The organism is Variovorax sp. 679 (assembly GCF_003952185.1).
Taxonomy (GTDB): Bacteria; Pseudomonadota; Gammaproteobacteria; order Burkholderiales; family Burkholderiaceae_C; genus Variovorax.
The window spans coordinates 1-23,008 of sequence record NZ_RXFS01000008.1; the positions used below are offsets into that span (position 1 = coordinate 1).

Here is a 23,008-nt window from a genome sequence, read left to right on the forward strand (position 1 = left end):
TATTCGTACAGTCTTTGGCCGCAAGCCCGGATCGGCGCCGCACGCGCCGGGGCGATGAACCATGAACCAATTTGAGCTTTTCTTCCCGCGAGTGGCGGTGGCAACGTTGCTGCCTCAGCAGGATCTGCCGGCGCCGCCGCCGGAGTCGTCATTTCCAGAGGCGGAGCGCGACGAACCGTTCCTGTTCGAAGACGTCGAAGTCGAAGCGCGCGTCTCCTACACCGTCCGGCTCGCGGACTATTCGCACCCAGCCGCCGACGCGGTGAAAGTCGCCGAGCAGCGCTTCCGGCGAGAGATCGACCGGCAACTGGGCGACGACGTCGTCGAGGCGTTGCGCGCATTCCAGAACGCGAGCGAGTCGAGCGAAAGCGATCTGTCGAAGGCGGAGATCGCAATGGCCAGGCGGTGGGCCAAGGCCTACGACGCGGCGCGCACCGCGGGTTTTCGCGACCTGGGTGAAACCGACGAGGCTTTCTTCGACGTGCGGCCTGTCTGAGCCGTGTAGCTGACGGCCGCGCCGGGTTGCTGCGAATCCGGCCTGAGATGTGTCAAAGTCCGCAAGGCACTCCAGACATCAATGCTCCGAAAGCAGACAGTGTTTCGTCGACCATCCATCACCTTCCGGACAACGGCCTTCGTCGCCGTCGTCTGCCTCGCCCTCGTGGCGCTCGACTTCCTGAACAGCTGGCATTCCCGCGGTGTCCAGCTCAAGCAGATGAGCGTTGCCACGTCGAATCTCGCGCGCGCGATGTCGCAGCAGGCGGACGACACGATCAAGCAGGCCGATACCGCGCTGATCGGCATCGTCGAGCGCATCCAGCACGACGGTACGGGGCCGGCGGCTCTTGGGCGGCTTCACAAGCTGATGGCGGTGCGGGTGGAGGAACTCCCCCAGCTTGACGCGCTTCACGTCTACGACAAGGACGGAAACTGGGTCGTCAACTCCCGGCAGGAACCACCGCAGAACCTGAACAACGCGCAGCGCGAGTACTTCGTCTTCCATCGCGAGCACACGGAGCGCGGCCCGCATATTGGCGTGCCGGTGAAGAGCCGGGTCAACGGCAAGCTGCTCATTCCCGTCTCGCGGCGCATCGACAACCCGGACGGCAGCTTCGCCGGGGTGGCGCTCGCGACGATCGACGTCGACTTCTTCGCCAAGTTCTACGACAGCCTCGACATAGGCGAAGCCGGTGCGGTGGCGCTGATCCTCGAGAACGGGACGATGATGACCCGCCGGCCCTTCAGCGTCGAGATGGTCGGGCGGAACATGCGCGAAACCGGGCTCTTCCGGGCATACACGGACCAGAGGCCGGTCGGCACGGCCGAGATCCTGTCGGCGCAGGACGGCGTCACGCGCCTGAACAGCTTCCAGCGCCTTGCCAACTATCCGTTGTTCGCAACGGCAGCTCTTTCCAAGGACGAGATCCTCTCCGCGTGGTGGCGCGAAACGCTCTGGCATACCGGGGGCGTGATTCTCCTGACTTCGATCGTCGCTTTTGTCGGCTGGCGGCTGGTCAGGCAGATGGAGCTGCAGAACAAGACGGAGGCCGAACTGCGGCGGGCGCGCGACGCGCTGGAAAAGCTCAACAAGACCCTGAACACCCTCGCCATGGAAGACGGCCTCACGGGGCTGGCGAACCGCCGGCAGTTCGACGTGACGCTCGACAGCGAATTCAGCCGCGCCATGCGGGACGCGAGCACGCTGGCGCTCATATTGATCGATGTCGACTGCTTCAAGCAGTACAACGACATCTACGGCCACGCGGCCGGGGACGAGTGCCTGCAGACGATCGGCCGCACGATCGCAGACCTCGCGGCCCGGCGTCCGGGCGACCTTGCCGCGCGGTATGGCGGGGAAGAGCTGGCCGTGCTGCTGCCGAATACCGACGTGGCTGCTGCCGCCGTCCTCGCGGAGAAGATCCGCAGCGCGGTTCGGAACCTGGAGATCGTGCATGCCGGCATGCCCGGCGGGTTCGTGACCCTGAGTGCCGGCGTGGATGCCTTCAGTCCGGCGGACACCCCAAGTCCTCCGAAGGAGCTGATCCTTTCAGCCGACAGGGCGCTCTACGCGGCCAAGATGGGAGGCCGCAATCGCGTCTGCACTGCGATGCGTTCGACGGAGACATGAGCGGGGGCCAGGTCGTTCCGGTGCCGGGCACAGGCGATACGCGCAAAGCGCATAAGCAAGCGCGATAAGCGGATTTCCCTCCGGACCGCATCACGGGCAAGACTCGAAGACTATTCACAGCACAGCCTTCTTCTCCGGGTGTCCGGCATGTCCAAATCTCCACGCCCGCTTCGCCTCGGATTCTTCAGCCGCCTGCTCGACGATGCTCCCGCCGCGGAGCGCTACCGCCTGGTCGCCGCGCAGATCGTCCATGCCGAGGCCCTCGGCTTCGATTCGGCCTGGGTGGCGCAGCATCACTTTCACGAGCATGGGGGCAGGCTGCCGTCGCCTTTCGTCTTCCTGGCCTACGTGGCTTCGCGCATCCGGCGCATCAGGCTGGGCACCGGCATCGTCACGCTGCCGCTGGAAAACGCCGTGCGCGTGGCCGAGGACGCGATCGTGCTGGACCTGCTCTCGGGTGGCCGGCTCGAAGTGGGTGTGGGAACGGGCGGCACGCCCGAGTCTTTCGCGGCCTTCGGGCTGGATGGCAACGATCGTTCGGCCATCTTCGCCAGGCAACTCGCTGTGGTGCGCTCGGCGTGGGCCGGACGGCAGCTGGCTGGCGGCGACACGCTGTATCCCTCGGGCTCGCAGTTGCCGGGCCGCATCTGGCAGGCCACGTTTTCCGTGAGCGGTGGCACGTGCGCAGGAGAGGCGGGCGATGGCCTCATGCTCTCGCGCACGCAGCCTCGCCCGGAGCACGCGCCGCATGCCTCGCCAAGTCTCCGTACTTCCGCCTGCTGGCACGCGACCCGGACACCCTGGGCGCCCGCACGCGCACCGACAAGGACATCTTCTACAACCCCGAAGCCGGCCTGCCACGTGCCGAGCGCGAGCTCTCGGCCGCCACGGCCTCGCGCTACAACGGCTGCATCTACTGCGTGTTGGTGCACGCGCGCTTCGCCTCGCATTTCTCGCAGCGCACGGACGATGTGCAACGGCTGCTCAAATCGGCTGATGCTGTCGCTGGGAGAGCCGCAGGCGCCGGCGAGGGGCTGACCTGCTTCACGACAGCAGGTTCAGCAGCCAGCCCAGGAAATGGCCGATGGCAACCAGTGCGGCCCAGAGGGCGCGAAGTGCGTCGAGCAAATCAAGCGTCCCGCGACGGCTCGGCCGAAGCTAGCGAGGGCCGAAACCCGGCCCCGGCCCGCCATGACCGCCGTGACCGAAGAATGCGCCCAGGAAAGCCGCGGCAATGATCCCGGTGGCCACGGCCACAAGAACATATTGCCCGTCGACATAGCGCCAAGCATAGCCCTGCGGGGGCTCGTAGAGACCTCTGGATTGCCAGTCGTTCACGCCGTAAGCCTCGCCCTGATACCCGGGCGGCAGCGGTGAACCAGGCACCAGCGTCACGTTGGCGGTGGCCGGCGGCGGTGCGACCACGCAGCCGCTGAGTGTGGTCGACATGGCAACGACGACAGTCGTGGCGACGGTGGTGAGTTTCCGGGTGATGTATCGCATCTGGGTTGAGCTCCTCTGGGCAAAAGGGAGGCTCAGCCTATGGCGCTACTTGGGTTGAAATTTGGAGGGCGTGGAGGGGTAGGGGATTGATACGGGCAGCTGTGCGTTCGGGGCGCGATCAGGTCTAGGGACTTTTCGCGCGAAACTTGCTCACTGCATCGAAAAACAGGCGCTTCGATTTTTCGCGGTCGGGGCCGCCGATCACCAGCAAGTTGACCAGCTTCCGTTGCGTCACATACCCGAGATACAGAAAGATGCGCTGAGCGTCGGCATCCACGGCATAGCTCATCTCGGCTCCAACCCCTCCGGAATGTGGCCGCGCCATTCGCCACAGGGTTTCCACGCGACCGGGATATGTCTGGCTGTAGAACTCGATCTGGGCATTCACGTTGCGTTCGGCCGCATCCAGATCACTTTCTTCCAGCGTTTCGAAAGTCCGCAGACTCAGGATGATCGAGGCGTCTTCCGCCTCCGATTGGAAATTTAAGGTGTCGGGATCGTCGTTACCGAGTGCCTTCCAGTGCAGGGGGAGGTCGATGTAGAACTCCTCATGAGCGTGCCGAACGGTAGCGGCCGCGTCGGTTCCGATGGGGGAGGACTGTTCTTGGGGCGGCTTTTCGTGCGAGGGCATGAACATTCCTTGTCGATGGCCCGAAAGCAGCGCGAAGGGCTGGGCGGCGAAGACGATGCCGCAGGGGCTTCGTGGGCACTGGATTGGCCTGCCCGGAGGGGATCGAACCCCCGACAACCTGCTTAGAAGGCAGGTGCTCTATCCAACTGAGCTACGGGCAGATTTGAGGCCGGAGAGAAGCCAGGAAAATCAACGACTTAGGCGTCTTTGCTTCCGGGCCGGCCGCCGCGGATTCTACCCAGTTCCGCACCTCGCCTTGCGCAGTGAGGCGCTTGGTCGACTCCGCTATGGAGCCAGAACGAAAAATGCACACAGCCCGCCATGTGACTGTGTGCATTTCGATTTTTTGGTCGGGGCGAAAGGATTCGAACCTTCGACCCTCTGGTCCCAAACCAGATGCGCTACCAGGCTGCGCTACACCCCGACAAGCCTTCTATTCTAGCCCGGATATGGGCCCTATCGCTTCTGGTACTGCGTCTTGCCGAAAAGAATCTCTCGCTCCTTGTCGCCGGTGATCGGCTGGCGCAGGTCGGCAAGCACTTTCACGCCTCGTTGCACGGCCGGCCGCGCGGCGATGCCGTCGAACCATTCCTTCAGGTAGGGGAAGTCGGTGAGGGTGATGCCCTGGTTTTCCCAGCTCCGCAGCCACGGGAAGATGGCGATGTCGGCAATCGAATAGCTCTTGCCTGCGATGAACTTGTTCTTCGACAGCTGCTTGTCGATCACGCCGTAGATGCGCTTGGCTTCGTTGCTGTAGCGGTCGATCGCATAGGCGATCTTCTCGGGCGCGTAGATGCGGAAGTGATGTGCCTGTCCGAGCATGGGGCCGACGCCGCCCATCTGGAACATCAGCCACTGCAGCACGTCGTAGCGCTCGCGGTCGCCGGTGGGGAGGAACTTGCCGGTCTTGCCTGCCAGGTAGACGAGGATGGCGCCCGATTCGAAGAGAGAAATCGGCTTGCCGTCCGGACCGTCGGGGTCGGTAATGGCGGGGATCTTGTTGTTGGGGCTGATCCGCAGGAAGTCGGGCGCGAACTGGTCGCCCTTGCCGATGTTCACGGGGTGCGCGCGATACGGCAGCTCGCACTCCTCCAGCATGATGTGAATCTTGTGGCCGTTCGGCGTGGGCCACGAATAGACCTCGATGGGCGATGCGGACATGTTGTCTGGCACTCCGGTGATGGGACGTGTGTGATGCGAGCCCGGCAGCATATACGTGCGATTTCAAACGCGCGCAGGCGCGGGAATTCGCAATCTGCTCAGCGGAATCTCAGCCGACCTGCTTTTCGTGCGCGTTGCACCACATCCAGCTCTCGCCGGGCTCGAGCGAGCGGATGACGGGGTGGCCTTCGGCATGCGAATGCCTTGTCGCATGACGGTTCTTCGACGAATCGCAGCAGCCGACGTGGCCGCAGTGCACGCACAGGCGAAGGTGGACCCAGGTGTCACCGGTCTTCAGGCAGTCTTCGCAACCGCGCTGCTGTTGCGCATGGGGCTGCGCGATCTCGGTGGGTACGTGGTCGCAGGGCTTGATTGGCAACTTCGGACTCCTTCTTTCTTCTTGGGTGGTCTCGGATTCGCGGATGAATGGATGCCTGCTTCAGGCCACGGCCGAGGATTGCGACAGATGCTGGTGGATCAGTGCAACCGCTGCCGCGCCTTCGCCGATTGCGCCGCCCACGCGTTTGACCGAACCTGAACGCACATCGCCGACGGCGAACACGCCCGGCACGCTCGATTCGAGCGCCGTCGATGGCCGGGCCGGAAAGCCGGGGCTGGCAGCAGCGCCGGTCAGTACGAAGCCATGCTTGTCGACCGTCACCCCGCAGCCTTCGAGCCACGAGGTTTCCGGTTCCGCGCCGACGAAGAGAAAGATGTTGCGCGCCGCGCAGTCATGCTCGTTGCCGGAGGTGTGACAGCGCCATGTTGCGCCGGTGAGCCCTTCGTCGGAGCCGCCGTGCAGGCGAACGAGTTCGGTGTGTGGCTGCAGCGAGATGTTCGGCGTGGCTTCGATGCGGTCGATCAGGTAGCGCGACATGCTGGCCGCGAGCGATGGCCCGCGCACCAGCACGTTGACCTTGGCTGCATGACGCGACAGGAATACCGCCGCCTGGCCGGCCGAATTGCCGCCACCGACCAGCGCCACCTCTTGCTGCGAGCAGATCTTCGCCTCGATCGCGGAAGCCCAGTACCAGACGCCGCGGCCCTCGAATTCGGCAAGACGCGGAACATCGGGGCGCCGGTAGCGCGCACCGCTGGCGATGACCACCGTGCGCGCGTGGATCGTGCGGCCATCGGCCAGTGCAATGGCCAGGCTCTCGAGCGGGTTGTCGCGAGAGCAGTCGAGCGAGACGACCTTGGCCGGGATCAGCATCTCGACGCCGAATTTCTGCGCCTGCACGAAGGCACGCCCCGCCAGTGCCTGTCCGGAGATGCCGGTCGGGAAACCCAGGTAGTTCTCGATGCGCGCGCTGGCGCCGGCCTGGCCGCCGAAAGCACGGCAATCGAGCACGATCACGCGCAATCCTTCGGAGGCCGCGTACACCGCGGTCGCCAGGCCAGCGGGACCGGCTCCGACGACCGCCACGTCGAAGAGCTCGTTGCGCTCGGCGGTGTCCACCATGCCGAGGCAGCGCGCCAATGCTTCGTCGCTCGGGTTGACCAGTACCGAGCCGTCGGGGCATACCGCCAGCAGCTTGCAGGCACCGTACTGCGTGAGCAGCGCGGCGGCATCCGGGTCTTCTGCTGCGTCGACCAGGTGATATGGATAGCCATTGCGGCGCAGGAAGTTCTCCAGCCGGGCCATGTCGGGCGACTGCGGCTGGCCGATCAGCACCGGGCCGCTGGCGCCGGATTCGATCAGCGCCACCCGCCGCAGAATCAGCGCGCGGGTGATGCGCTCGCCCAGGTCGGCTTCGGCCACCAGCAGCGCACGCAGTTGCGCGGGGGAGACGAGCAGTGCCTCGACATCTTCGTCGGCGTGGCCATCAACCAGGGCGGGGCGGCCGCTCAGCTGGCCGACCTCGGCCAGGAACTCGCCCGGCCCTTGCCGCACGATGGGCACCACGTGACCGAGGCCGTCGCGTTGCGTGACAGCGACAACGCCTTTCAGCAACACGAACATGCCCGGGCCGATTTCGCCGGCGGTGAACAACCTGGATCCGCGCGCGAACTGCTGCACGGTGCCGAAACGCGCGATGCGCGCAATCTCGGTGTCACTGAGGACAGGGAAAGTCTGGTGGAGACGGCTGTTGTCTGTGCCGTTGGCGTTGGTGGTGGCCATGGGGGAAGCTCCGTTTCGAGAATCCACCGCATTAAACGACGAAGCCGGCCCGGGCGGCTCAAAGGCGTTTGGCTGGGCTGTAACAGCGTCACGCACCTGCAATGTTCCTGACATGCCCGCTTCATCGCAGGTGCGGAGACTCCCTCGGCAGAAAGGGTTCCCCCATGAAAGAACTGCCCAACCCGACGTTTCCGCTTTCGCAGATCGGGCTGCGCGCGGCCTTGTGGCCCGCTCCCGCAACCGGTGCTTCCACCGTTGCCGCCCGCACGTCGGTGCCCCAGGCGCCCGCCGTCATCCTGCCGCAGGCCGTCGAGTCCAGGCAAGGCATCACCGTGGGCTGGGCCCGCCATCTCGACGACGTGCGTGCCGCCCAGCGCCTTCGCTACGACGTGTTCGTCGGCGAAATGGGTGCCCGGGTCTCCTCACCGCTGGCCGGCCACGACATCGACCTGTTCGACGACTTCTGCGAGCACCTTCTGGTGCGTGACGAACTGACCCAGCAGGTCATCGGCACCTACCGCGTGCTCACGCCGGCGCAGGCCCGCCGCGTTGGCAGCACCTACAGCGATACTGAATTCGACCTCACCCGCCTGCGCGACCTGCGCGAGCGCATGGTGGAACTGGGCCGCAGCTGCGTGCACCCCGATCACCGCCAGGGCGGCGTGATCCTCGCTCTCTGGGGCGCGCTGGCCGGTTTCATGCACCGCAACAAGCTGGACACGATGATCGGCTGCGCGAGCATCCCGATGTCACACAACGGTGTCACGAACGGCGACGCCGCGGCCAGCATCTGGCGCCAGGTCTCGGCCAAGCACATGGCTCCAATCCAATATCAGGTGCAACCGCGCCTGCCGCTGCCAGTCGAACGGCTCGACAGCACGCTCGACGTGGAGCCCCCAGCGCTCATCAAGGGCTACCTGCGCCTGGGCGCCAAAGTGCTCGGCGCGCCCGCATGGGACCCGGATTTCAACGCAGCCGACCTGCCGATGCTGATGCGCATCGACGATCTGCCGGCGCGTTACCGCAAGCACTTCCTGGGCGCATGAAGCCAGCGGCCGACCGGCTCGAAACCGGGCCGCTCGCTTCTTCATCTGGAGAGGGCCGCCAGCAATCAGCAGGCGCAACTGCGTCACAGAGTGGTCACAGAACTGTCACAAGAGGGGCTGACACTGTCATATTTCAGCCTACGTTTCCTCCTGTGTCGCCTGCTGCAGAATCAGTGTCCATGTCATCAGCCCCCGCAGAATCGTCCCTTGACGTAGCGGCGCCCGCGTTCACATTGTTGGACCGCGACCACAGCATTCTTTCGTTCAACGAGCGCGTGCTCGATTGGGCGCACCGTAAAGAGGTGCCTCTGATCGAGCGCTTGCGCTACCTGTGCATCGTTTCGTCGAACCTCGACGAGTTCTTCGAAGTTCGTGCCGCGCCCCATCTGATCGCGGGAAGCGCCGGCGACCATAAGGGCACCTACACGGTCGAGTCGTTCGAACGGCTTGCCGAGGCGGCCCACAAGCTGGTGGCGCGCCAGTACGCGCTGTACAACGACGAGCTGATGCCGACTTTCGCGACGCACGGCATCCGCATCGTTTCGCATGGCGAGCGCAATCCGGCGCAGCGCAAGTGGGTCAGCGAGTATTTCGAGCGTGAAGTGCGCCCCTTGCTGATTCCGGTCGGCCTCGATCCGGCGCATCCGTTTCCGCAAGTGGCGAACAAGTCGCTCAACTTCATCGTGAGGCTGGGTGGTAAGGACGCATTCGGGCGCGAAAACCCGATCCAGATTGTCAAGCTGCCGCGCGTGCTGCCGCGTCTGATCAAGATGCCGGCGAAGGTTTCGGAGGGCAAGACGCTTTTCGTGGCGCTGTCGAGCGTCGTGCGGGCGCACCTGAGCAGCATGTTCCCGGGGCGCGAGGTGGGCGATTTCTCGCAGTTCCGGGTTACCCGGCACTCCGACCTCGCGGTGGACGAGGAAGACGTCAAGAACCTGCGCACCGCGTTGCGCCAGGGGTTGCAGCACAGGCACTATGGCCAGGCGGTGCGGCTCGAGGTCTCGGCGAGTTGCGCAGAATCGCTCGCGAGCTTTCTGCTGGCGCAGTTCAACCTGCCGGCCGAGGCGCTGTATCGCGTGCATGGTCCTGTCAATCTGGCCCGCCTTACGCAGTTGGCCGACCTGCTCGACGAGCCGCAGCTGCGTTTTCCGCCGTATCGGGCGTCCTATCCCGTCACGCTGTCGTCGGGGCAGTCGTTCTTTGAGCAACTGCAGCGTGGTGACGTGCTCATTCACCAGCCCTTCGAGAGTTTCGAAGGCGTGCTGGCCTTCCTGCGCGAAGCGGTGCAAGACCCGCAGGTGCTGGCGATCAAGCAAACCATCTACCGCACGGGTGCCGATTCGGAAATGATGGATCTGCTGCGCGAAGCAGTCCGCCGAGGCAAGGAAGTCACGGTGGTCGTGGAGCTGAAGGCGCGTTTCGACGAAGAGGCCAACATCAACTGGGCCGAAATGCTCGAATCGATCGGCGCGCAGGTGGTGTACGGCGTGGTCGGCCTGAAGACCCACGCCAAGATGCTGTTGGTGACGCGTCGTGAGGGAAAGCAGTTGCGCCGCTACGGCCATCTTTCCACCGGCAACTACAACCCCCGCACCGCCAGACTCTATACCGACATCAGCCACCTCACGGCCGATCCGTTGCTGACGGCCGACATGGAGGTGGTGTTCGTGCATCTGGCCAGCCAGAGCCGCCTGCCGAAACTCAACCGCATGTGGCTGGCGCCGTTCGACCTGCACAAGAATATCGTGGCTCAGATCGATGCGCTGGGCCTGGCTGCCGCGGCGGGCCAGCCGACGCGCATCGTCGCCAAGATGAATGCGCTGACCGACGACGAGATCATTGCTTCGCTGGTCCGCGCCGGGCAGAAGGGCGTGAAGATCGACCTGATCGTGCGCGGCGCCTGTACGCTGCCCGCTCAGGTGCCGGGTGTCACCGACAACATCCGGGTGCGCTCGGTGATCGGCCGTTTCCTCGAGCATTCGCGGGTCTTCTATTTCCGCAACGGCGAGGACGAGTCGCTCTACCTGTCGAGCGCCGACTGGATGAACCGCAACATGATGCGGCGCGTCGAGCTCGCATGGCCCGTGACGGACCCCGGACTGCGCCAGCGGCTGATCGACGAATGCCTCGTGGCCTATCTGCACGACGGGCGCGACGCCTGGGATCTGGGTGCGGACGGCACCTATGCGCGCGTCGATCACGATACGCACTCGGGTGAGGCGGGCGCGTCGCCCGTCGTCGAGGCCCATGGTGCGCAGGCGGCGCTCATGAATCGATACGCATCGCGAGGGCATCTCAGAGATGCATCCAGCAACTGAAGATCGAAAGACGATGACCATGGACTTGATCTTCTGGCGTCACGCCGAAGCCGAGGACTGGACCGAGGGGTGCGACGACATGCAGCGCTCGCTCACCGCGCGCGGCGAAAAGCAGGCCAAGCGGATGGCCGCATGGCTGGATCGTCAACTGCCGGATGGCACGCGCATCATCTGCAGCCCCGCGCGGCGTTGCGAGCAGACTGCGCTGGCGCTGGGCCGCAAATACAAGCTCCGCTCGGAACTCGCCCCCGACACCACGGCCGAGGCGCTGCTAGGCGCGGCTGGCTGGCCCAATGGCAAGTCGGTGGTGCTGATGATCGGTCACCAGCCGTCGGTGGGGCAGGCGATCTCCTTGCTGCTGGGCCTGAAGCAGGACAGCTGCCCCGTACGCAAGGGCGCGTTGTGGTGGATCCGCACGCGCGAGCGCGATGGCGACGTGCAGACCGTCGTGGTGACGGTGCAGTCGCCCGAACTGCTCTAACTTGATAGATAGCGATACACGCAGGCGAAGCAGGCTCAGCAGCCGCTGAGTTCCACGCGCCAGTTGCTTGTCTTTTGCCAGGCCAGCACTTCCTCGCGCAGCAGGTGCGCCGATTGCGGATACGCATCGGCCCAGTCCGGCGCACAGGCGACGGCAAAAGCCCGTGCACCGAGCGCCGCGAGGTGCAGCGCCTGCGGATCAGGATCGCGCCTTGCGTGGCACAGGATTACCGCGAGCCGCAGCGACAGCAGCTGCATCACGAAAGTTTCGTCGTCCAGCGCTACCTCGAGCTTACGCAACTTGCCGCGCTGACCCAGCACCAGCTGGCCGAGCGCATGCAGTTCGTTGACCGCAAAGCCCGGGGCATCGGTGTTGTCGAGGATGTAGGCGCCATGCTTGTGATAGTCGCTGTGCGACACCAGCGTGCCGATCTCGTGCAGTTGCGCTGCCCACCCGAGCTTGCGCAGTGCACGGCCCGCACGGTTGGTGGTGCTGCCGCCGCGCGCGGCTGGCGAGAGCTGCACGAAGAGGGCTGCGGCGGTGTCGCCGACACGCCGGGCCTGCGCCGGATCGACCGCGAAGCGGTTGGCCAGCCGCGCCACGGTGGTGGTGCGCATGTCGGCAACGCTCTCGTCGCGTTCCAGCAATTCGTAGAGCACGCCGTGACGCAATGCGCCCTGGGCGACCTTCATTTCGTCGATGCCGAGCAGGTCGAACACCGCGCGCAGCACGCTCAGGCCGCCACCGATCACGGCCTTGCGGTCTTCGCGCATGCCGTCGACGCGCAGCTTGTCGGCGCTGCCGGCCTTGAGCAGGCGATCGAGCAGCCAGTCGAGGCCCTCGCGCGTGACCAGGCCCGGTTCGCCGCCCGCCGCGGCCAGCACATCGCCGACCGCACCGATGGTGCCGGAAGCGCCATAGGCCACGTCCCACTGGTCGCGCGTGTAGCTGGCCAGCGCGTCGTCGAGCACGGCCTTGGCCGCGACTTCGGCGGCACGGAAGGCGGTCTGGGTGAAAAGGCCCTCGCCGAAGTGCTTCATCGACCAGGCGACGCTTCCGACCCGGTACGACTCCATGCGGTCGGCTTCCAGGGCATGGCCGATGATCATTTCGGTGGAACGTCCCCCGATGTCGACCACCAGTCGGCGCTCGCGGTCGGAGGCGTCGTTGTGCGGCAGCATGTGTGCCACACCCTGATAGATAAGGCGGGCTTCTTCGCGCCCCGGGATCACGTCGATGCCGAAACCCAGAATGGTGCGTGCACGCAAAAGGAACTCTTCGCGGTTGCGTGCTTCGCGCAGGGTTTGCGTGGCCACGGCTCGCACTTGCGAGCGCTTGAAGCCGGCCAGGCGCTCGCCGAAACGCGCGAGCGCATCCCAGCCGCGCTGCATGGCCTCGGTGGTGAGGTTGCGCGCGCTGTCCAGGCCGTTGCCTTGGCGCACCGTCTCCTTGAGGTATTCGGTGCGGTGGATCTGGCCGTGGTCGACCTGTCCGATTTCGAGCCGGAAACTGTTCGAGCCCAGGTCGACTGCTGCGAGGCGGGTGCCGTTTTGCATGTGATTCTGAAGGGAGAAGGCGGGGAGTCTTTGTGTTTGATCGTAGCGCCGTGACAGGGCGCCCCGCCTTCTGGATCGCCCGATGGCGAGGTTCGAGAGGCTAGGCGCGTCGCATGACGTTTATGTGACAGCGTCACACGAATCACCGATGGAAGAAAGGCATTTTCCCTCGACAGAGGGGTGTCACACCGATGTCACAGAAGCTTTCTAGAGTCCGTCCCAAGCCCAAAAAGGGACTACTTCTTACTTCTAAAGGAAGCTTCATGAAAACGACGTTCAAATTTGCAACAGCCGGTCTCGTGGCCGCGGTGTTCTCCATTCCCGCCTTCGCACAAGACGTGACCGGCGCCGGCGCCAGCTTCCCGGCACCGCTGTACGCCAAGTGGGCTTCCGATTTCAACAAGGCCACCGGCGTCAAGATCAACTACCAGTCGGTCGGCTCGGGTGCCGGCATCAAGCAGATCGAAGCCAAGACCGTCGACTTCGGCGCTTCCGACGCCCCCCTGAAGGACGACGAACTGCAAGCCAAGGGCCTGCTGCAGTTCCCCACCGTCATCGGTGGCGTGATCCCCGTGGTCAACATCCAGGGCATCAAGCCCGGCGAGCTGAAGCTCAACGGCCAGGTTCTGGGCGACATCTACCTCGGCAAGATCACCAAGTGGAACGACCCCGCCATCAAGGCGCTGAACGGTTCGCTGAACCTGCCCGACGCCGCCATCGCCCCGGTTCGCCGCGCCGACGGTTCAGGCACCAGCTTCCTGTTTACCAACTACCTGAGCAAGGTCAATGCCGAGTGGAAGACGAAGGTCGGCGAAGGCACGGCCGTGAACTGGCCCACCGGCGCGGGTGGCAAGGGCAATGAAGGCGTCGCCGCCTTCGTGAATCGCCTGCCCAACTCGATCGGCTACGTCGAATACGCCTACGTCAAGCAAAACAAGATGACGTACGCCCAGATGCAGAACGCCGCCGGTACCTTCGTGTCGCCCGACGATTCGGCATTCAAGGCCGCAGCAGCCGGTGCCGAATGGAGCAAGAGCTTCTACCAGGTGCTGACCAACCAGGCCGGCAAGGATTCGTGGCCCATCACCGGCGCCACCTTCATCCTGATGCACAAGGTGCAGGACAAGCCTGCCAACGCGACCACCGTGCTCAAGTTCTTCGACTGGGCCTACAAGAGCGGCGACAAGACGGCCGACGAGCTCGACTACGTGCCGATGCCCGAAGCCGTGAAGACCGCCATCGCAAAGGCATGGGGTGAGGTGAAGGACTCGTCGGGCAAGGCCGTCGCGTTCAAGTAAACCTACCCATCAGTCCAGGACGGCGCGCCCATGAGCAACTCTTCGCTCGAGGACGCGCCGCTTTCGTCTTTGCCGGAGCGACCCGTGTCATCCACCTTTCCCGCCGCCACCACCTCCCTCGACCTCGCGGCCGAGCGCGGTCGTGCCACCGCACCTCCGCCGCCCGTGAAGGCTCCGCGTTCCGGCCCGTTGGCCGACAGGCTCTTCGGCTGGGCTGCCAAGGGCGCAGCCCTGCTGACGCTCGCGATGCTCATCGGCATCCTGCTGTCGCTGGTGGCCGGCGCCTGGCCCGCCATCTCGAAGTACGGCCTCGGCTTTCTCACGAGCAGCGTGTGGGATCCGGTCAAGGACGAGTACGGCGGCCTGGTCATGATCTACGGCACGCTGGCCACCTCGTTCATCGCGCTGGTGATCGCGGTGCCGGTGAGCTTCGGCATTGCGCTCTTCCTCACCGAACTCTCGCCCAGCTGGCTGAAGCGCCCGCTTGGTACGGCCATTGAATTGCTGGCGGCGGTGCCTTCCATCGTCTACGGCATGTGGGGCCTGCTTGTGTTCGGACCGATCCTGTCGACCTGGGTGCAGCAGCCGCTGCAGAAGCTGCTGACCGGTGTGCCGTACCTTGGAGCACTGGTGTCCGGTCCGCCGGTGGGCATCGGCATTCTGTCGGCCGGCATCATCCTCGCGATCATGATCATTCCGTTCATCGCCTCGGTGATGCGCGACGTGTTCGAAGTGACGCCGCCGTTGCTGAAGGAGTCGGCCTACGGCCTCGGCTCCACCACCTGGGAAGTCGTTTCCAAGGTGGTGCTGCCGTACACAAAGGCCGGCGTGATCGGCGGCATCATGCTCGGTCTCGGCCGTGCGCTGGGTGAAACGATGGCGGTCACATTCGTGATCGGCAACATGAACCAGCTCAACTCCCTTTCCGTGTTCGAGGCTGCCAACAGCATCACCTCGGCACTCGCCAACGAATTCGCCGAAGCCGGCGCGGGCCTGCACCAGGCTGCGCTGATGTATCTCGGCCTCGTGCTGTTCTTCATTACTTTCGTCGTGCTGTCGCTCTCCAAGATGCTGCTGGCCAAGATGAAGAAGAGCGAAGGAACCAAGTCGTGAGCACCGCTCAGAACCTTCTCGTGGCCAAGGCATTGGCCGAAACGCGCCAGGCGAAGTTTGCCGCGCGCAATCGTGTCAACAAGATCGCTCTCACGCTGTCGCTCGCCGCAATGGCCTTCGGCGTGTTCTGGCTGATCTGGATCCTTTGGGAAACGCTGCGCCAAGGCGTGGGTGGCCTTGCCATTGCCACGTTCACCCAGATGACGCCGCCTCCGAACGAAGTGGGCGGTATCGCGAATGCGATCTTCGGCTCGTTCGTGATGGTGATGCTGGCCACCTTCGTTGGCACTCCCATCGGCATCATGGCCGGCATCTACCTGGCCGAGTACAACCCCAAGGGCTGGCTGGCCTCGGTCACGCGCTTCGTCAACGACATCCTGCTGTCGGCGCCGTCGATCGTGATCGGCCTGTTCGTCTATGCCGTGGTGGTGGCCTACTTCAAGACCTTCTCGGGCCTTGCAGGCGCGCTCGCGCTCGCGCTGATCGTGATTCCGGTCGTGATCCGCACCACCGAGAACATGCTGCAACTGGTGCCGCCAGGTCTGCGCGAAGCTGCCTATGCACTCGGCACGCCGAAGTGGAAAGTCATCATCAGCATCACCCTGCGCGCAGCCCGCGCCGGCGTGGTCACCGGTGTGCTGCTGGCCGTGGCCCGCATCGCCGGTGAAACTGCACCGCTGCTCTTCACCGCGCTGAACAACCAGTTCTGGACCGCCGACGTGAGCCAGCCGATGGCCAGCCTGCCGGTCACGATCTTCAAGTTCGCGATGAGCCCGTACGAGAACTGGCAACAGCTGGCATGGGCTGGCGTGTTCCTGATCACGATTGCCGTGCTTGCCCTCAACATCCTTGCGCGGGTACTGACGCGCAACAAACACTGAACCCAGAAGAAGACAACATGCCAAACACCGTTGCACAACAACCGTCGCGCTCGAAGATCTCGGTCAAGGACCTGAACTTCTACTACGGCAAGTTCCACGCGCTCAAGGGCATCAATCTCGAGATCCCCGAGAACAAGGTCACCGCGTTCATCGGCCCTTCGGGCTGCGGCAAGTCGACGCTGCTGCGTACCTTCAACCGCATGTTCGAGCTCTATCCGGAGCAGCGCGCCGAAGGCACCATCGCACTCGACGGCGAGAACCTGCTCACGTCGAAGCAGGACGTGGCCCTGATCCGCGCCAAGGTCGGCATGGTGTTCCAGAAGCCCACGCCGTTCCCGATGTCGATCTACGACAACATCGCCTTCGGCGTGAAGCTGTTCGAGAACCTCTCGGCCAGCGAAATGGACGACCGCGTCGAGTGGGCGCTGAAGAAGGCAGCCCTGTGGACCGAAGTGCGCGACAAGCTGCAGCAAAGCGGCTCGGGCCTCTCCGGCGGCCAGCAGCAGCGCCTGTGCATCGCACGCGGCATTGCGATCAAGCCCGAAGTGCTGCTGCTCGACGAACCCTGCTCGGCACTCGACCCGATCTCGACCGCGAAGATCGAGGAACTGATCGCCGAGCTCAAGAACGAATACACGGTGGTCATCGTGACGCATAACATGCAGCAGGCCGCCCGCTGCAGCGACTACACCGCCTACATGTACCTCGGTGACCTGATCGAGTTCGGTGCCACCGAACAGATGTTCTTCAAGCCGCAGCGCAAGGAGACCGAGGACTACATCACCGGCCGTTTCGGTTGAAGCCAAAGGAGACAACATGACCGAGAAGCACCTCTCCAGCCAGTTCGACAGCGAACTCAACGGCGTTTCGTCGCGCGTGATGGAACTCGGCGGCATGGTCGAGTCGCAGATCAACCAGGCCGTGTATGCGCTGCTGCAGTTTGATCCCGAAGCGGCCAACCGCGTGATGGAAACCGAGCACCGCGTCAACGCGATGGAAATCGACATCGACCGCGAGCTGTCTTCGATCATCGCGCGCCGCCAGCCGACCGCACGCGACCTGCGCCTGCTGATCGCCATCAGCAAGACCACCGCCAACCTCGAGCGCGTGGGCGACGAGGCCAACAAGATCGCGCGCATGGTCAAGTCGATCATCGAGAGCGGGGCGTCCCGCCAACTGCCGACAACCGAGCTGCGCATTGCCGCCGACCTGGCGGCGGGCCTGCTTCGCAAGGCGCTCGACGCCTTCGCGCGGCTCGACACCGCCGCCGCGCTGTCGATCCTGAAGGACGACGACCTGATCGACAAGGAGTTCGACGGTTTCGTCCGCAAGCTGGTCACCTACATGATGGAAGACCCGCGCACGATCTCCGCCAGCCTGGATCTGCTGTTCCTGGCCAAGGCCATCGAACGTATCGGCGACCATGCCAAGAACATCGCCGAGTTCATCATCTACATCGTCAAGGGTGCCGATGTGCGGCACACTTCGATGCAGGAAATCGAGTCGGCGCTGCAGTAACAACGGCAGCAAGACTCCCAAGAAAGCATGAAGAAACCCCGAGTCCTGATCGTCGAAGACGAATCCTCGATCGCCGAGCTGATCGCCGTCAACCTGCGCCACAACGGCTTCGAGCCGATCTGGTCGGAAGATGGCGCAGCGGCCCAGCGCGAGATCGACGCCTTCCTGCCGGATCTGATCCTGCTCGACTGGATGCTGCCGGGCCAGAGCGGCCTGCAGCTCGCGCGCCAGTGGCGCAAGGACCCGCGCACCAAGGCCATCCCGATCCTGATGCTGACCGCGCGCGGCGACGAACCCGACAAGGTCGCCGGCCTCGACGCCGGTGCCGACGACTACATCACCAAACCTTTCTCCACCCAGGAAATGCTGGCCCGCATCCGTGCGGTGCTGCGTCGCCGGGCGCCGGAAGTGGTCACGGAGCGCGTCGAGATCGGCGAACTGGCGCTCGACACTTCCACGCACCGTGTGACCTGGCAGGGCGGTGCGCTGAAGGTTGGCCCGACCGAGTTCAAGCTGCTGGCCTACCTGATGCAGCACGCCGAGCGCGTGCACAGCCGGGCACAACTGCTCGACAAGGTGTGGGGCGACCACGTCTACATCGAAGAGCGCACGGTCGACGTGCACGTCAAGCGCCTGCGCGAATCGCTGGGCGTGGCGGCGCCCATGGTCGAAACCGTCCGCGGAGCGGGCTATCGCCTGACCGCCCAAGTCACGGTTTGACCGCCGTGGCTCCCGTTGGCCGCGGGCGCGGATAATCGCCCGCCATGCCTTTCCGAATCGCTACATTTTTAATAGCATCCCTCGTCGTAGGAGCGGGTGCTGTCGCCACTTTCGGCTGGAAGTTCGGGTGGCTGGGTGCATGGCTGGGCGCTGTACTCTGGCTGGGGCTGGATGCCTGGCGCGCCGAGCGGCTGATGCGAGTCTTGCGCAACGATGCCAATGGCCTGCCGTCGCGCGGTTCGGGTGTCTGGGGCGAATTGTCGGAGCGCATCCGCAAGCTGCTGCGCGACCGTGAACAGCAGACCCGACAGGCCGAAGATCGCCTCCAGGAATTCCTTGCGGCAATCCAGGCGTCTCCCAATGGCGTGGTGCTGCTCGACGAGCAGGGGCGCATCGAATGGTGCAACCAGACGGCGGCCAGCCAGTTCGGCATCGACGCCGAGCGCGACCTGGCGCAGCACCTGGCAAACCTCGTGCGCGATCCAGCCTTCGTGGCCTATCTGGCGTCCTGGAACTACAGCCGCGACGTGGTCATTGACGCCTCCGGGCTCGGCCACGGTCATCAGCGTGGCCATCCGGTGCGGCTGTCGGTGCAGGTGCATCCCTATGCGGGCAACCGCCGCATGCTGCTCACGCGTGACATCACAGCGCTGGAACAGGCCGAGGCGATGCGGCGCGATTTCGTGGCGAATGTGTCGCATGAGATCCGCACGCCGCTGACGGTGCTGGCGGGCTTCGTCGAGACCCTGCAGAACCTGCCGCTCGATGCGGACGAGCGCACGCGCTATCTCTCCCTGATGGGGCAGCAATCGCACCGCATGGAGACGCTGGTGAACGACCTGCTGACGCTGTCGCGGCTCGAGGGCAGTGCGCCGCCTTCGGGCAATCAGTGGATTCGCACCCGGGCGCTGCTTGCGCAATGCGAAGACGAAGGGCGAGGCCTGTCGGGCCGCCTGACACCGCAAGGCCATCGGCTGTCGTTCACCATCGATGCAGAGTCCGAGATATCGGGTGCGCCGACCGAGCTGCAAAGCGCGATGTCGAACCTGCTGAGCAATGCCATCCGCTACACGCCTGGCGGCGGAGAAGTGGCGGTGAGCTGGAAGGTGCTTCCTGACGGGCGTGGCGAGTACGCAGTGAAGGACACCGGCCCCGGCATTGCCGCCGAGCACATTCCGCGGCTGACCGAACGCTTCTATCGCATCGACCGCAGTCGCTCGCGCGAAACCGGCGGCACGGGTCTTGGGCTAGCGATCGTCAAGCACATCGCGCAGCGTCACGGCGCGGAATTGCGCATCGAAAGCACGGTGGGCAAGGGATCGCGCTTTGCGCTGGTTTTTCCGGCAGCACGCGTGCGCGAGGCGCGAGTGCTGGTCAAGTAGCGGCTCAGGCCGGGCGCGAGTCTTACCTTGCGCGCTGGCGCATCGTCCAGCGCAGCAGTACGCCGAACAGCAGGGCCGTCAGGGCCAGTGCGGCGGCACTCATGATCCAGAATGCCAGCGGTGACTGCATCGCCGCCCAGGGGCCAAGGCCACGGTATGCGAGCAGGTAGCTGCCACCGAGGCCGACTCCCCACAGCATCGCGCAGTAGATCACCAGCGGTGCCAGTGTGACCCGGTAGCACCGCAGCACGAATACGCAGAAGGTCTGGACCGCGTCCGCGAAGTGATACAGCGCCACCGCAAGCAACAGCGCGCCCGCCATCGCGATGACGGCCGGGTTGTCGGAGTACACGTTGGCGAGCTCGTGGCGCAGCATCGCCATGGCGGCGGCGTAGAACAGCGCGCACAGCGCCGTCAGCTCGAAGCCCAGCCGGCAAGCGTGCCGGGCCCGTACGGCATCGCCGGCGCCGAGCCAGAAGCTCACGCGAGCGCTGGTTGCAATGGCCAGAGACAGTGGCGTCATGTAGGCCACGGCCAGCAGGTTCGAGGCGATCTGGTGCGCTGCCGCCGCCGCTGTGCCGAGCCGGGCGATGAACAGGGCCATCAGCGTGAACGACGTCACTTCGACCAGCACGGCAAGGCCGCCGGGCACGCCGAGCCGCGCGAACCTGCGGATCTGGCGCCAGTCAGGGGCCTCGATGCGCTTCCAGAGCCCGTAGTCCCGATAGAACGGCCGGTTGCGCAGCAGCCAGATCGCGCAGCCGAGCATGGTCCAGTTCACGCACAGCGTGGCCCAGCCGCAGCCCACGAGGCCCATGGCCGGCAGGCCCGCGCCGCCGAAGGTGAACCAGATCGACAGCGGCAGCTTCACAACGAGCGATCCGAGTTGCAACCAGGTCACGAGCTGGGGCTTGCCCAGGCTTTGATTGAGCGTGCTGAACAGGCGAAAGAGCAGGGCGGGTGCCAGGGCAAAGGCCAGTACGGCCAGATAGGCCTCGACTTCGCCGCGCATTTGCGGAGGCACCTGGGTCCAACGAAGGACCGCGCCCGGCAACAGAAGGATCGCCATGCCGACCACGATGGCGATGGCCGCGAGATACAGCGATTGCCGCACCGAGCGGCCCACCTCGCCGCTGCGCCCGCCGCCGTGCAATTCGGCCCAGACCGGCAGCAGCGCCTGCAGCACGCCCATCAGAGACACGTACACGCTGACGAAGACTGCAGCGCCGACCGACAGGGCTGCCAGGGCCTGCTCGGAGTAGCGGCCCGCGATGATGGTGTCGGCCACGCCGAAGGCCATCACGGCCAGCTGGCCGACGAGCACCGTGCCCGCATGCCGCGCGATCAGAGCCCGTTCGCCCCTCACTGCGGCGTGATCTTCTGGTAGAGCAGGAGGTCGTCGGCCGCGCTGCTGGGGCGTCGCAGCGTACCGGCAAAGCGCCACTGGTCGAAGGGAATGATGGTGTGCAGGCGTTCGATCGTGTCGGGGCTGACCAGCAGCCATGGGCAGTCGGTGCCCAGAAGCAGCGGCTGCACGTTGAAGTTGCCGTGATGGCGCAGCGCGGCAATGTGCGCGCGGCTCAACGCCAGTTCGGCAATGCAGCGCGGCTGACCGACACGTTCCGCCACGGCGTGTATCTGCGGCATGTAGCTGCGCGCGTAGTCGATGGGCGGCAGCCACAGCGTCATCAGCAGCATCCAGCACAGGGCCGTGCCGCCGGCAGGCAGAACCAGCGTTTTCCAGAGCGCGGCGCGGTGGCGCCCCGTGCGCCAGCGCACCAGCCAGCACCAGGCGATGGTTGCGGCCACGGCGAGCGCCACGGCAATGGGCGAGAGCTCGGGCACGAAGCCGGGCACGAGCCGCGCGACGCTGGCGGCGGGCTTGGGCGGTGCGCCGGTCTGCATGGCGATCCAGTAGATCCAGCCCAGCACGGCGAGGCCGCTGAAGAACAGCACGTTGAACCAGTCGATCAACGCGGCGGCGCTGCGCCGGAAGGTGGGCAGGGCAAATGCTGCGAGCGTGGCGAAGGCGGGCAGAGCCAGCAGCAGCGAGCGGTCGGAGTAGTCGGTGGTCCAGGTGGCGGCCAGTGGCATCAGCGCGAACCAGAAAGGCAGCGCCACGTGGCGCGCAGTGAGCTGTCGTCGCCAGCGCCACAGCGTCCAGATCGCAAGAGGCCAGACCGGCCAGGTGAACCAGAGCAGCAGCTTGGCCTGGCCCCGCACATCACCCAGCAACGTGCCGCCGATGACGGTGATCTTCCATGTCGGCAGCTTCAGGCCGAACACGAGTACCGCCGCCAGCGCCGTGACGCCGATCATCGTGTACAGGGCACCTCGTGTGTAGCCGGGGCCGCTGTCTTCGTGGTCGATGTTCTCGCTTTCAGCCCGCGCGGCGAGCCGGCGTTCGTAAGCGACGTACAGCACGCTGCCGATGGCGAGTGCGAGTCCGACGGTTGGGGCACCGCTAAGTGTGATGCCGATGGTGCCCACGACCAGCGCGATCACGGGGCCGGTGCGGCGGTAGGGCAGCGCGGCCACGCCATAGAAAAGGTGCGAGGCGAAGAAGAGCTGGGCCAGCGCGGGAGTGGTCTCGTGGCCGAGCTGGGCGAGGCCGAGACAAGCGATCAGCGCCAGCAGGCCGCCGTCCGCAATGGCGCGTGCGTAGTCGGTTGGCCGTGCTTCACCGCCGAAGGCAAAAGCTACGGGCTGGGCGCGTGCAGTGCGGGCCAGGTAATAGACGGCGTACCAGGTGGCGGTGAAGGTGCCCCAGAGCAGGAACGCGAACGCGATGCGCACGGCCAGATCGGGGTTCAGCCACGAAGGAGCGATCTTGATGGCCAGGGCGCCGATCCAGTAGGGAATCAGGGCGGGCGTTTCCGGACGCAGGCCCAACAGCATGGGATCGAACCAGCGCGCGATGCCCTCGGTGCTGCGGGCCAGCTCGGCCATGTAGCCGAAGGCCGTGATGTCGGCGCTTTTCCAGGGGCCCCGGCCGACCAGGCCCGGCAGCAGGTAGGCCGCGCACAGCAGAAGCAGTGCAATGCGCGGCAGCCGACGCACGGCGCTCTGGGCAACGATCGCGGGGGTGGGCTGGTTCAAGTGGCGGGAAAGGGCAGGATTCGGAAAGAAAAAGGGCAGCGCGGTAAACCG

At 65.2% G+C, this 23,008-nt stretch carries 21 protein-coding genes, 2 tRNA genes and 1 pseudogene; 14 read left to right on the forward strand and 10 right to left on the reverse strand.

Annotated features, from left to right (window positions below; all coding sequences use genetic code 11):
- The first annotated feature begins 61 nt into the window (after positions 1-61).
- The 4 genes and pseudogenes from EJO71_RS20860 (at position 62) to EJO71_RS34785 (ending at position 3,366) form a co-directional block, all read left to right on the forward strand.
- Positions 62-496, forward strand: a complete 435-nt coding sequence (locus EJO71_RS20860; RefSeq protein ID WP_125950594.1) for a hypothetical protein — start codon at positions 62-64, stop codon at positions 494-496.
- A gap of 81 nt (positions 497-577) precedes the next feature.
- Entirely contained in the window at positions 578-2,128 is a 1,551-nt protein-coding gene (locus EJO71_RS20865; RefSeq protein ID WP_240651468.1) for a sensor domain-containing diguanylate cyclase, read from the forward strand.
- Positions 2,129-2,275: 147 nt separating this feature from the next.
- Positions 2,276-2,890 (forward strand): annotated as a pseudogene (locus tag EJO71_RS20870) (LLM class flavin-dependent oxidoreductase); the annotation flags it as partial.
- Positions 2,809-3,366, forward strand: coding sequence for a carboxymuconolactone decarboxylase family protein (locus EJO71_RS34785; protein ID WP_240651488.1), 558 nt, complete (start codon positions 2,809-2,811; stop codon positions 3,364-3,366). The pseudogene EJO71_RS20870 and the gene EJO71_RS34785, both read left to right, overlap by 82 nt.
- On the opposite strand, the gene EJO71_RS20880 is transcribed toward EJO71_RS34785, so the two are convergent.
- The 7 genes from EJO71_RS20880 to EJO71_RS20910 form a co-directional block, all read right to left on the reverse strand.
- On the reverse strand, positions 3,287-3,631 hold the full coding sequence (locus EJO71_RS20880; RefSeq protein WP_125950595.1) for an RcnB family protein: 345 nt from the start codon (positions 3,629-3,631) through the stop codon (positions 3,287-3,289). The genes EJO71_RS34785 and EJO71_RS20880 overlap by 80 nt on opposite strands.
- 124 nt (positions 3,632-3,755) lie before the next feature.
- The gene (locus EJO71_RS20885; protein ID WP_125950596.1) at positions 3,756-4,262 is read right to left on the reverse strand and encodes a hypothetical protein; all 507 of its coding nucleotides are present in this window, start codon (positions 4,260-4,262) and stop codon (positions 3,756-3,758) included.
- A gap of 84 nt (positions 4,263-4,346) precedes the next feature.
- A tRNA-Arg gene (locus EJO71_RS20890) sits at positions 4,347-4,423 on the reverse strand.
- 186 nt (positions 4,424-4,609) lie between these two features.
- Positions 4,610-4,686 (reverse strand) — tRNA-Pro (locus EJO71_RS20895).
- Between the two features lie 32 nt (positions 4,687-4,718).
- Positions 4,719-5,423, reverse strand: coding sequence for a glutathione binding-like protein (locus tag EJO71_RS20900; RefSeq protein WP_125950597.1), 705 nt, complete (start codon positions 5,421-5,423; stop codon positions 4,719-4,721).
- A gap of 109 nt (positions 5,424-5,532) precedes the next feature.
- Entirely contained in the window at positions 5,533-5,766 is a 234-nt protein-coding gene (locus EJO71_RS20905) for a UBP-type zinc finger domain-containing protein (RefSeq protein WP_206169044.1), read from the reverse strand.
- Between the two features lie 96 nt (positions 5,767-5,862).
- Positions 5,863-7,545 (reverse strand): FAD-dependent oxidoreductase, encoded by a 1,683-nt coding sequence (locus EJO71_RS20910; RefSeq protein ID WP_125950599.1) that lies wholly within the window; start codon positions 7,543-7,545, stop codon positions 5,863-5,865.
- Positions 7,546-7,709: 164 nt separating this feature from the next.
- Here EJO71_RS20910 and EJO71_RS20915 point away from each other — a divergent pair, with 164 nt between their 5' ends.
- The 3 genes from EJO71_RS20915 to EJO71_RS20925 all read left to right on the forward strand — a co-directional run bounded on the left by EJO71_RS20915 (position 7,710) and on the right by EJO71_RS20925 (position 11,390).
- Positions 7,710-8,591, forward strand: a complete 882-nt coding sequence (locus EJO71_RS20915) for a GNAT family N-acyltransferase (protein WP_125950600.1) — start codon at positions 7,710-7,712, stop codon at positions 8,589-8,591.
- A gap of 179 nt (positions 8,592-8,770) precedes the next feature.
- Positions 8,771-10,909: a polyphosphate kinase 1 gene (gene ppk1, locus EJO71_RS20920; RefSeq protein ID WP_240651469.1), complete on the forward strand. Its 2,139-nt coding sequence runs from the start codon at positions 8,771-8,773 to the stop codon at positions 10,907-10,909.
- A 19-nt stretch (positions 10,910-10,928) separates the two neighbouring features.
- Positions 10,929-11,390, forward strand: a complete 462-nt coding sequence (locus tag EJO71_RS20925; protein ID WP_171022539.1) for a histidine phosphatase family protein — start codon at positions 10,929-10,931, stop codon at positions 11,388-11,390.
- A 35-nt stretch (positions 11,391-11,425) separates the two neighbouring features.
- Here EJO71_RS20925 and EJO71_RS20930 read toward each other — a convergent pair whose 3' ends face one another.
- Entirely contained in the window at positions 11,426-12,946 is a 1,521-nt protein-coding gene (locus EJO71_RS20930; RefSeq protein WP_125950603.1) for a Ppx/GppA phosphatase family protein, read from the reverse strand.
- A gap of 263 nt (positions 12,947-13,209) precedes the next feature.
- Here EJO71_RS20930 and pstS point away from each other — a divergent pair, with 263 nt between their 5' ends.
- From pstS to phoR, 7 genes are read left to right on the forward strand one after another with little or no spacing between them, the layout of a single operon-like run.
- Positions 13,210-14,244 (forward strand): phosphate ABC transporter substrate-binding protein PstS, encoded by a 1,035-nt coding sequence (gene pstS, locus EJO71_RS20935; RefSeq protein WP_125950604.1) that lies wholly within the window; start codon positions 13,210-13,212, stop codon positions 14,242-14,244.
- Positions 14,245-14,274: 30 nt separating this feature from the next.
- Positions 14,275-15,357 carry a phosphate ABC transporter permease subunit PstC gene (gene pstC, locus EJO71_RS20940; RefSeq protein WP_125950605.1) on the forward strand — a complete coding sequence of 361 codons (1,083 nt, stop codon included), beginning with the start codon at positions 14,275-14,277 and terminating at the stop codon, positions 15,355-15,357.
- The gene (gene pstA, locus EJO71_RS20945) at positions 15,354-16,238 is read left to right on the forward strand and encodes a phosphate ABC transporter permease PstA (protein ID WP_125950606.1); all 885 of its coding nucleotides are present in this window, start codon (positions 15,354-15,356) and stop codon (positions 16,236-16,238) included. The genes pstC and pstA overlap by 4 nt, the downstream gene beginning before the upstream one ends.
- A 17-nt stretch (positions 16,239-16,255) precedes the next feature.
- On the forward strand, positions 16,256-17,038 hold the full coding sequence (pstB, locus tag EJO71_RS20950) for a phosphate ABC transporter ATP-binding protein PstB (protein ID WP_007836650.1): 783 nt from the start codon (positions 16,256-16,258) through the stop codon (positions 17,036-17,038).
- Positions 17,039-17,054: 16 nt separating this feature from the next.
- Positions 17,055-17,756 carry a phosphate signaling complex protein PhoU gene (gene phoU, locus EJO71_RS20955; RefSeq protein WP_125950607.1) on the forward strand — a complete coding sequence of 234 codons (702 nt, stop codon included), beginning with the start codon at positions 17,055-17,057 and terminating at the stop codon, positions 17,754-17,756.
- Between the two features lie 27 nt (positions 17,757-17,783).
- Complete coding sequence (phoB, locus tag EJO71_RS20960) at positions 17,784-18,476, forward strand: phosphate regulon transcriptional regulator PhoB (protein WP_062473140.1); 693 nt, start codon at positions 17,784-17,786, stop codon at positions 18,474-18,476.
- Between the two features lie 44 nt (positions 18,477-18,520).
- Positions 18,521-19,858 (forward strand): phosphate regulon sensor histidine kinase PhoR, encoded by a 1,338-nt coding sequence (gene phoR, locus EJO71_RS20965; RefSeq protein WP_125950608.1) that lies wholly within the window; start codon positions 18,521-18,523, stop codon positions 19,856-19,858.
- 22 nt (positions 19,859-19,880) lie between these two features.
- Here the strand turns inward: phoR and EJO71_RS20970 are convergent, their stop codons facing one another.
- On the reverse strand, positions 19,881-21,224 hold the full coding sequence (locus EJO71_RS20970) for an MATE family efflux transporter (protein ID WP_125950609.1): 1,344 nt from the start codon (positions 21,222-21,224) through the stop codon (positions 19,881-19,883).
- Positions 21,221-22,957 carry a hypothetical protein gene (locus EJO71_RS20975; RefSeq protein ID WP_125950610.1) on the reverse strand — a complete coding sequence of 579 codons (1,737 nt, stop codon included), beginning with the start codon at positions 22,955-22,957 and terminating at the stop codon, positions 21,221-21,223. The genes EJO71_RS20970 and EJO71_RS20975 overlap by 4 nt, the downstream gene beginning before the upstream one ends.
- Positions 22,958-23,008: the final 51 nt, after the last annotated feature.

What these genes read in the sequence shown, in the direction of transcription:
- EJO71_RS20860 (WP_125950594.1), top strand. Translation starts at nt 62, where the DNA reads ATGAACCAATTTGAGCTTTTCTTCCCGCGAGTGGCGGTGGCAACGTTG.
- EJO71_RS20865 (WP_240651468.1), top strand. Translation starts at nt 578, where the DNA reads ATGCTCCGAAAGCAGACAGTGTTTCGTCGACCATCCATCACCTTCCGG.
- EJO71_RS20880 (WP_125950595.1), bottom strand. Translation starts at nt 3,631, where the DNA reads ATGCGATACATCACCCGGAAACTCACCACCGTCGCCACGACTGTCGTC.
- EJO71_RS20885 (WP_125950596.1), bottom strand. Translation starts at nt 4,262, where the DNA reads ATGCCCTCGCACGAAAAGCCGCCCCAAGAACAGTCCTCCCCCATCGGA.
- EJO71_RS20900 (WP_125950597.1), bottom strand. Translation starts at nt 5,423, where the DNA reads ATGTCCGCATCGCCCATCGAGGTCTATTCGTGGCCCACGCCGAACGGC.
- EJO71_RS20910 (WP_125950599.1), bottom strand. Translation starts at nt 7,545, where the DNA reads ATGGCCACCACCAACGCCAACGGCACAGACAACAGCCGTCTCCACCAG.
- EJO71_RS20915 (WP_125950600.1), top strand. Translation starts at nt 7,710, where the DNA reads ATGAAAGAACTGCCCAACCCGACGTTTCCGCTTTCGCAGATCGGGCTG.
- ppk1 (WP_240651469.1), top strand. Translation starts at nt 8,771, where the DNA reads ATGTCATCAGCCCCCGCAGAATCGTCCCTTGACGTAGCGGCGCCCGCG.
- EJO71_RS20925 (WP_171022539.1), top strand. Translation starts at nt 10,929, where the DNA reads ATGGACTTGATCTTCTGGCGTCACGCCGAAGCCGAGGACTGGACCGAG.
- EJO71_RS20930 (WP_125950603.1), bottom strand. Translation starts at nt 12,946, where the DNA reads ATGCAAAACGGCACCCGCCTCGCAGCAGTCGACCTGGGCTCGAACAGT.
- pstS (WP_125950604.1), top strand. Translation starts at nt 13,210, where the DNA reads ATGAAAACGACGTTCAAATTTGCAACAGCCGGTCTCGTGGCCGCGGTG.
- pstC (WP_125950605.1), top strand. Translation starts at nt 14,275, where the DNA reads ATGAGCAACTCTTCGCTCGAGGACGCGCCGCTTTCGTCTTTGCCGGAG.
- pstB (WP_007836650.1), top strand. Translation starts at nt 16,256, where the DNA reads ATGCCAAACACCGTTGCACAACAACCGTCGCGCTCGAAGATCTCGGTC.
- phoU (WP_125950607.1), top strand. Translation starts at nt 17,055, where the DNA reads ATGACCGAGAAGCACCTCTCCAGCCAGTTCGACAGCGAACTCAACGGC.
- phoB (WP_062473140.1), top strand. Translation starts at nt 17,784, where the DNA reads ATGAAGAAACCCCGAGTCCTGATCGTCGAAGACGAATCCTCGATCGCC.
- phoR (WP_125950608.1), top strand. Translation starts at nt 18,521, where the DNA reads ATGCCTTTCCGAATCGCTACATTTTTAATAGCATCCCTCGTCGTAGGA.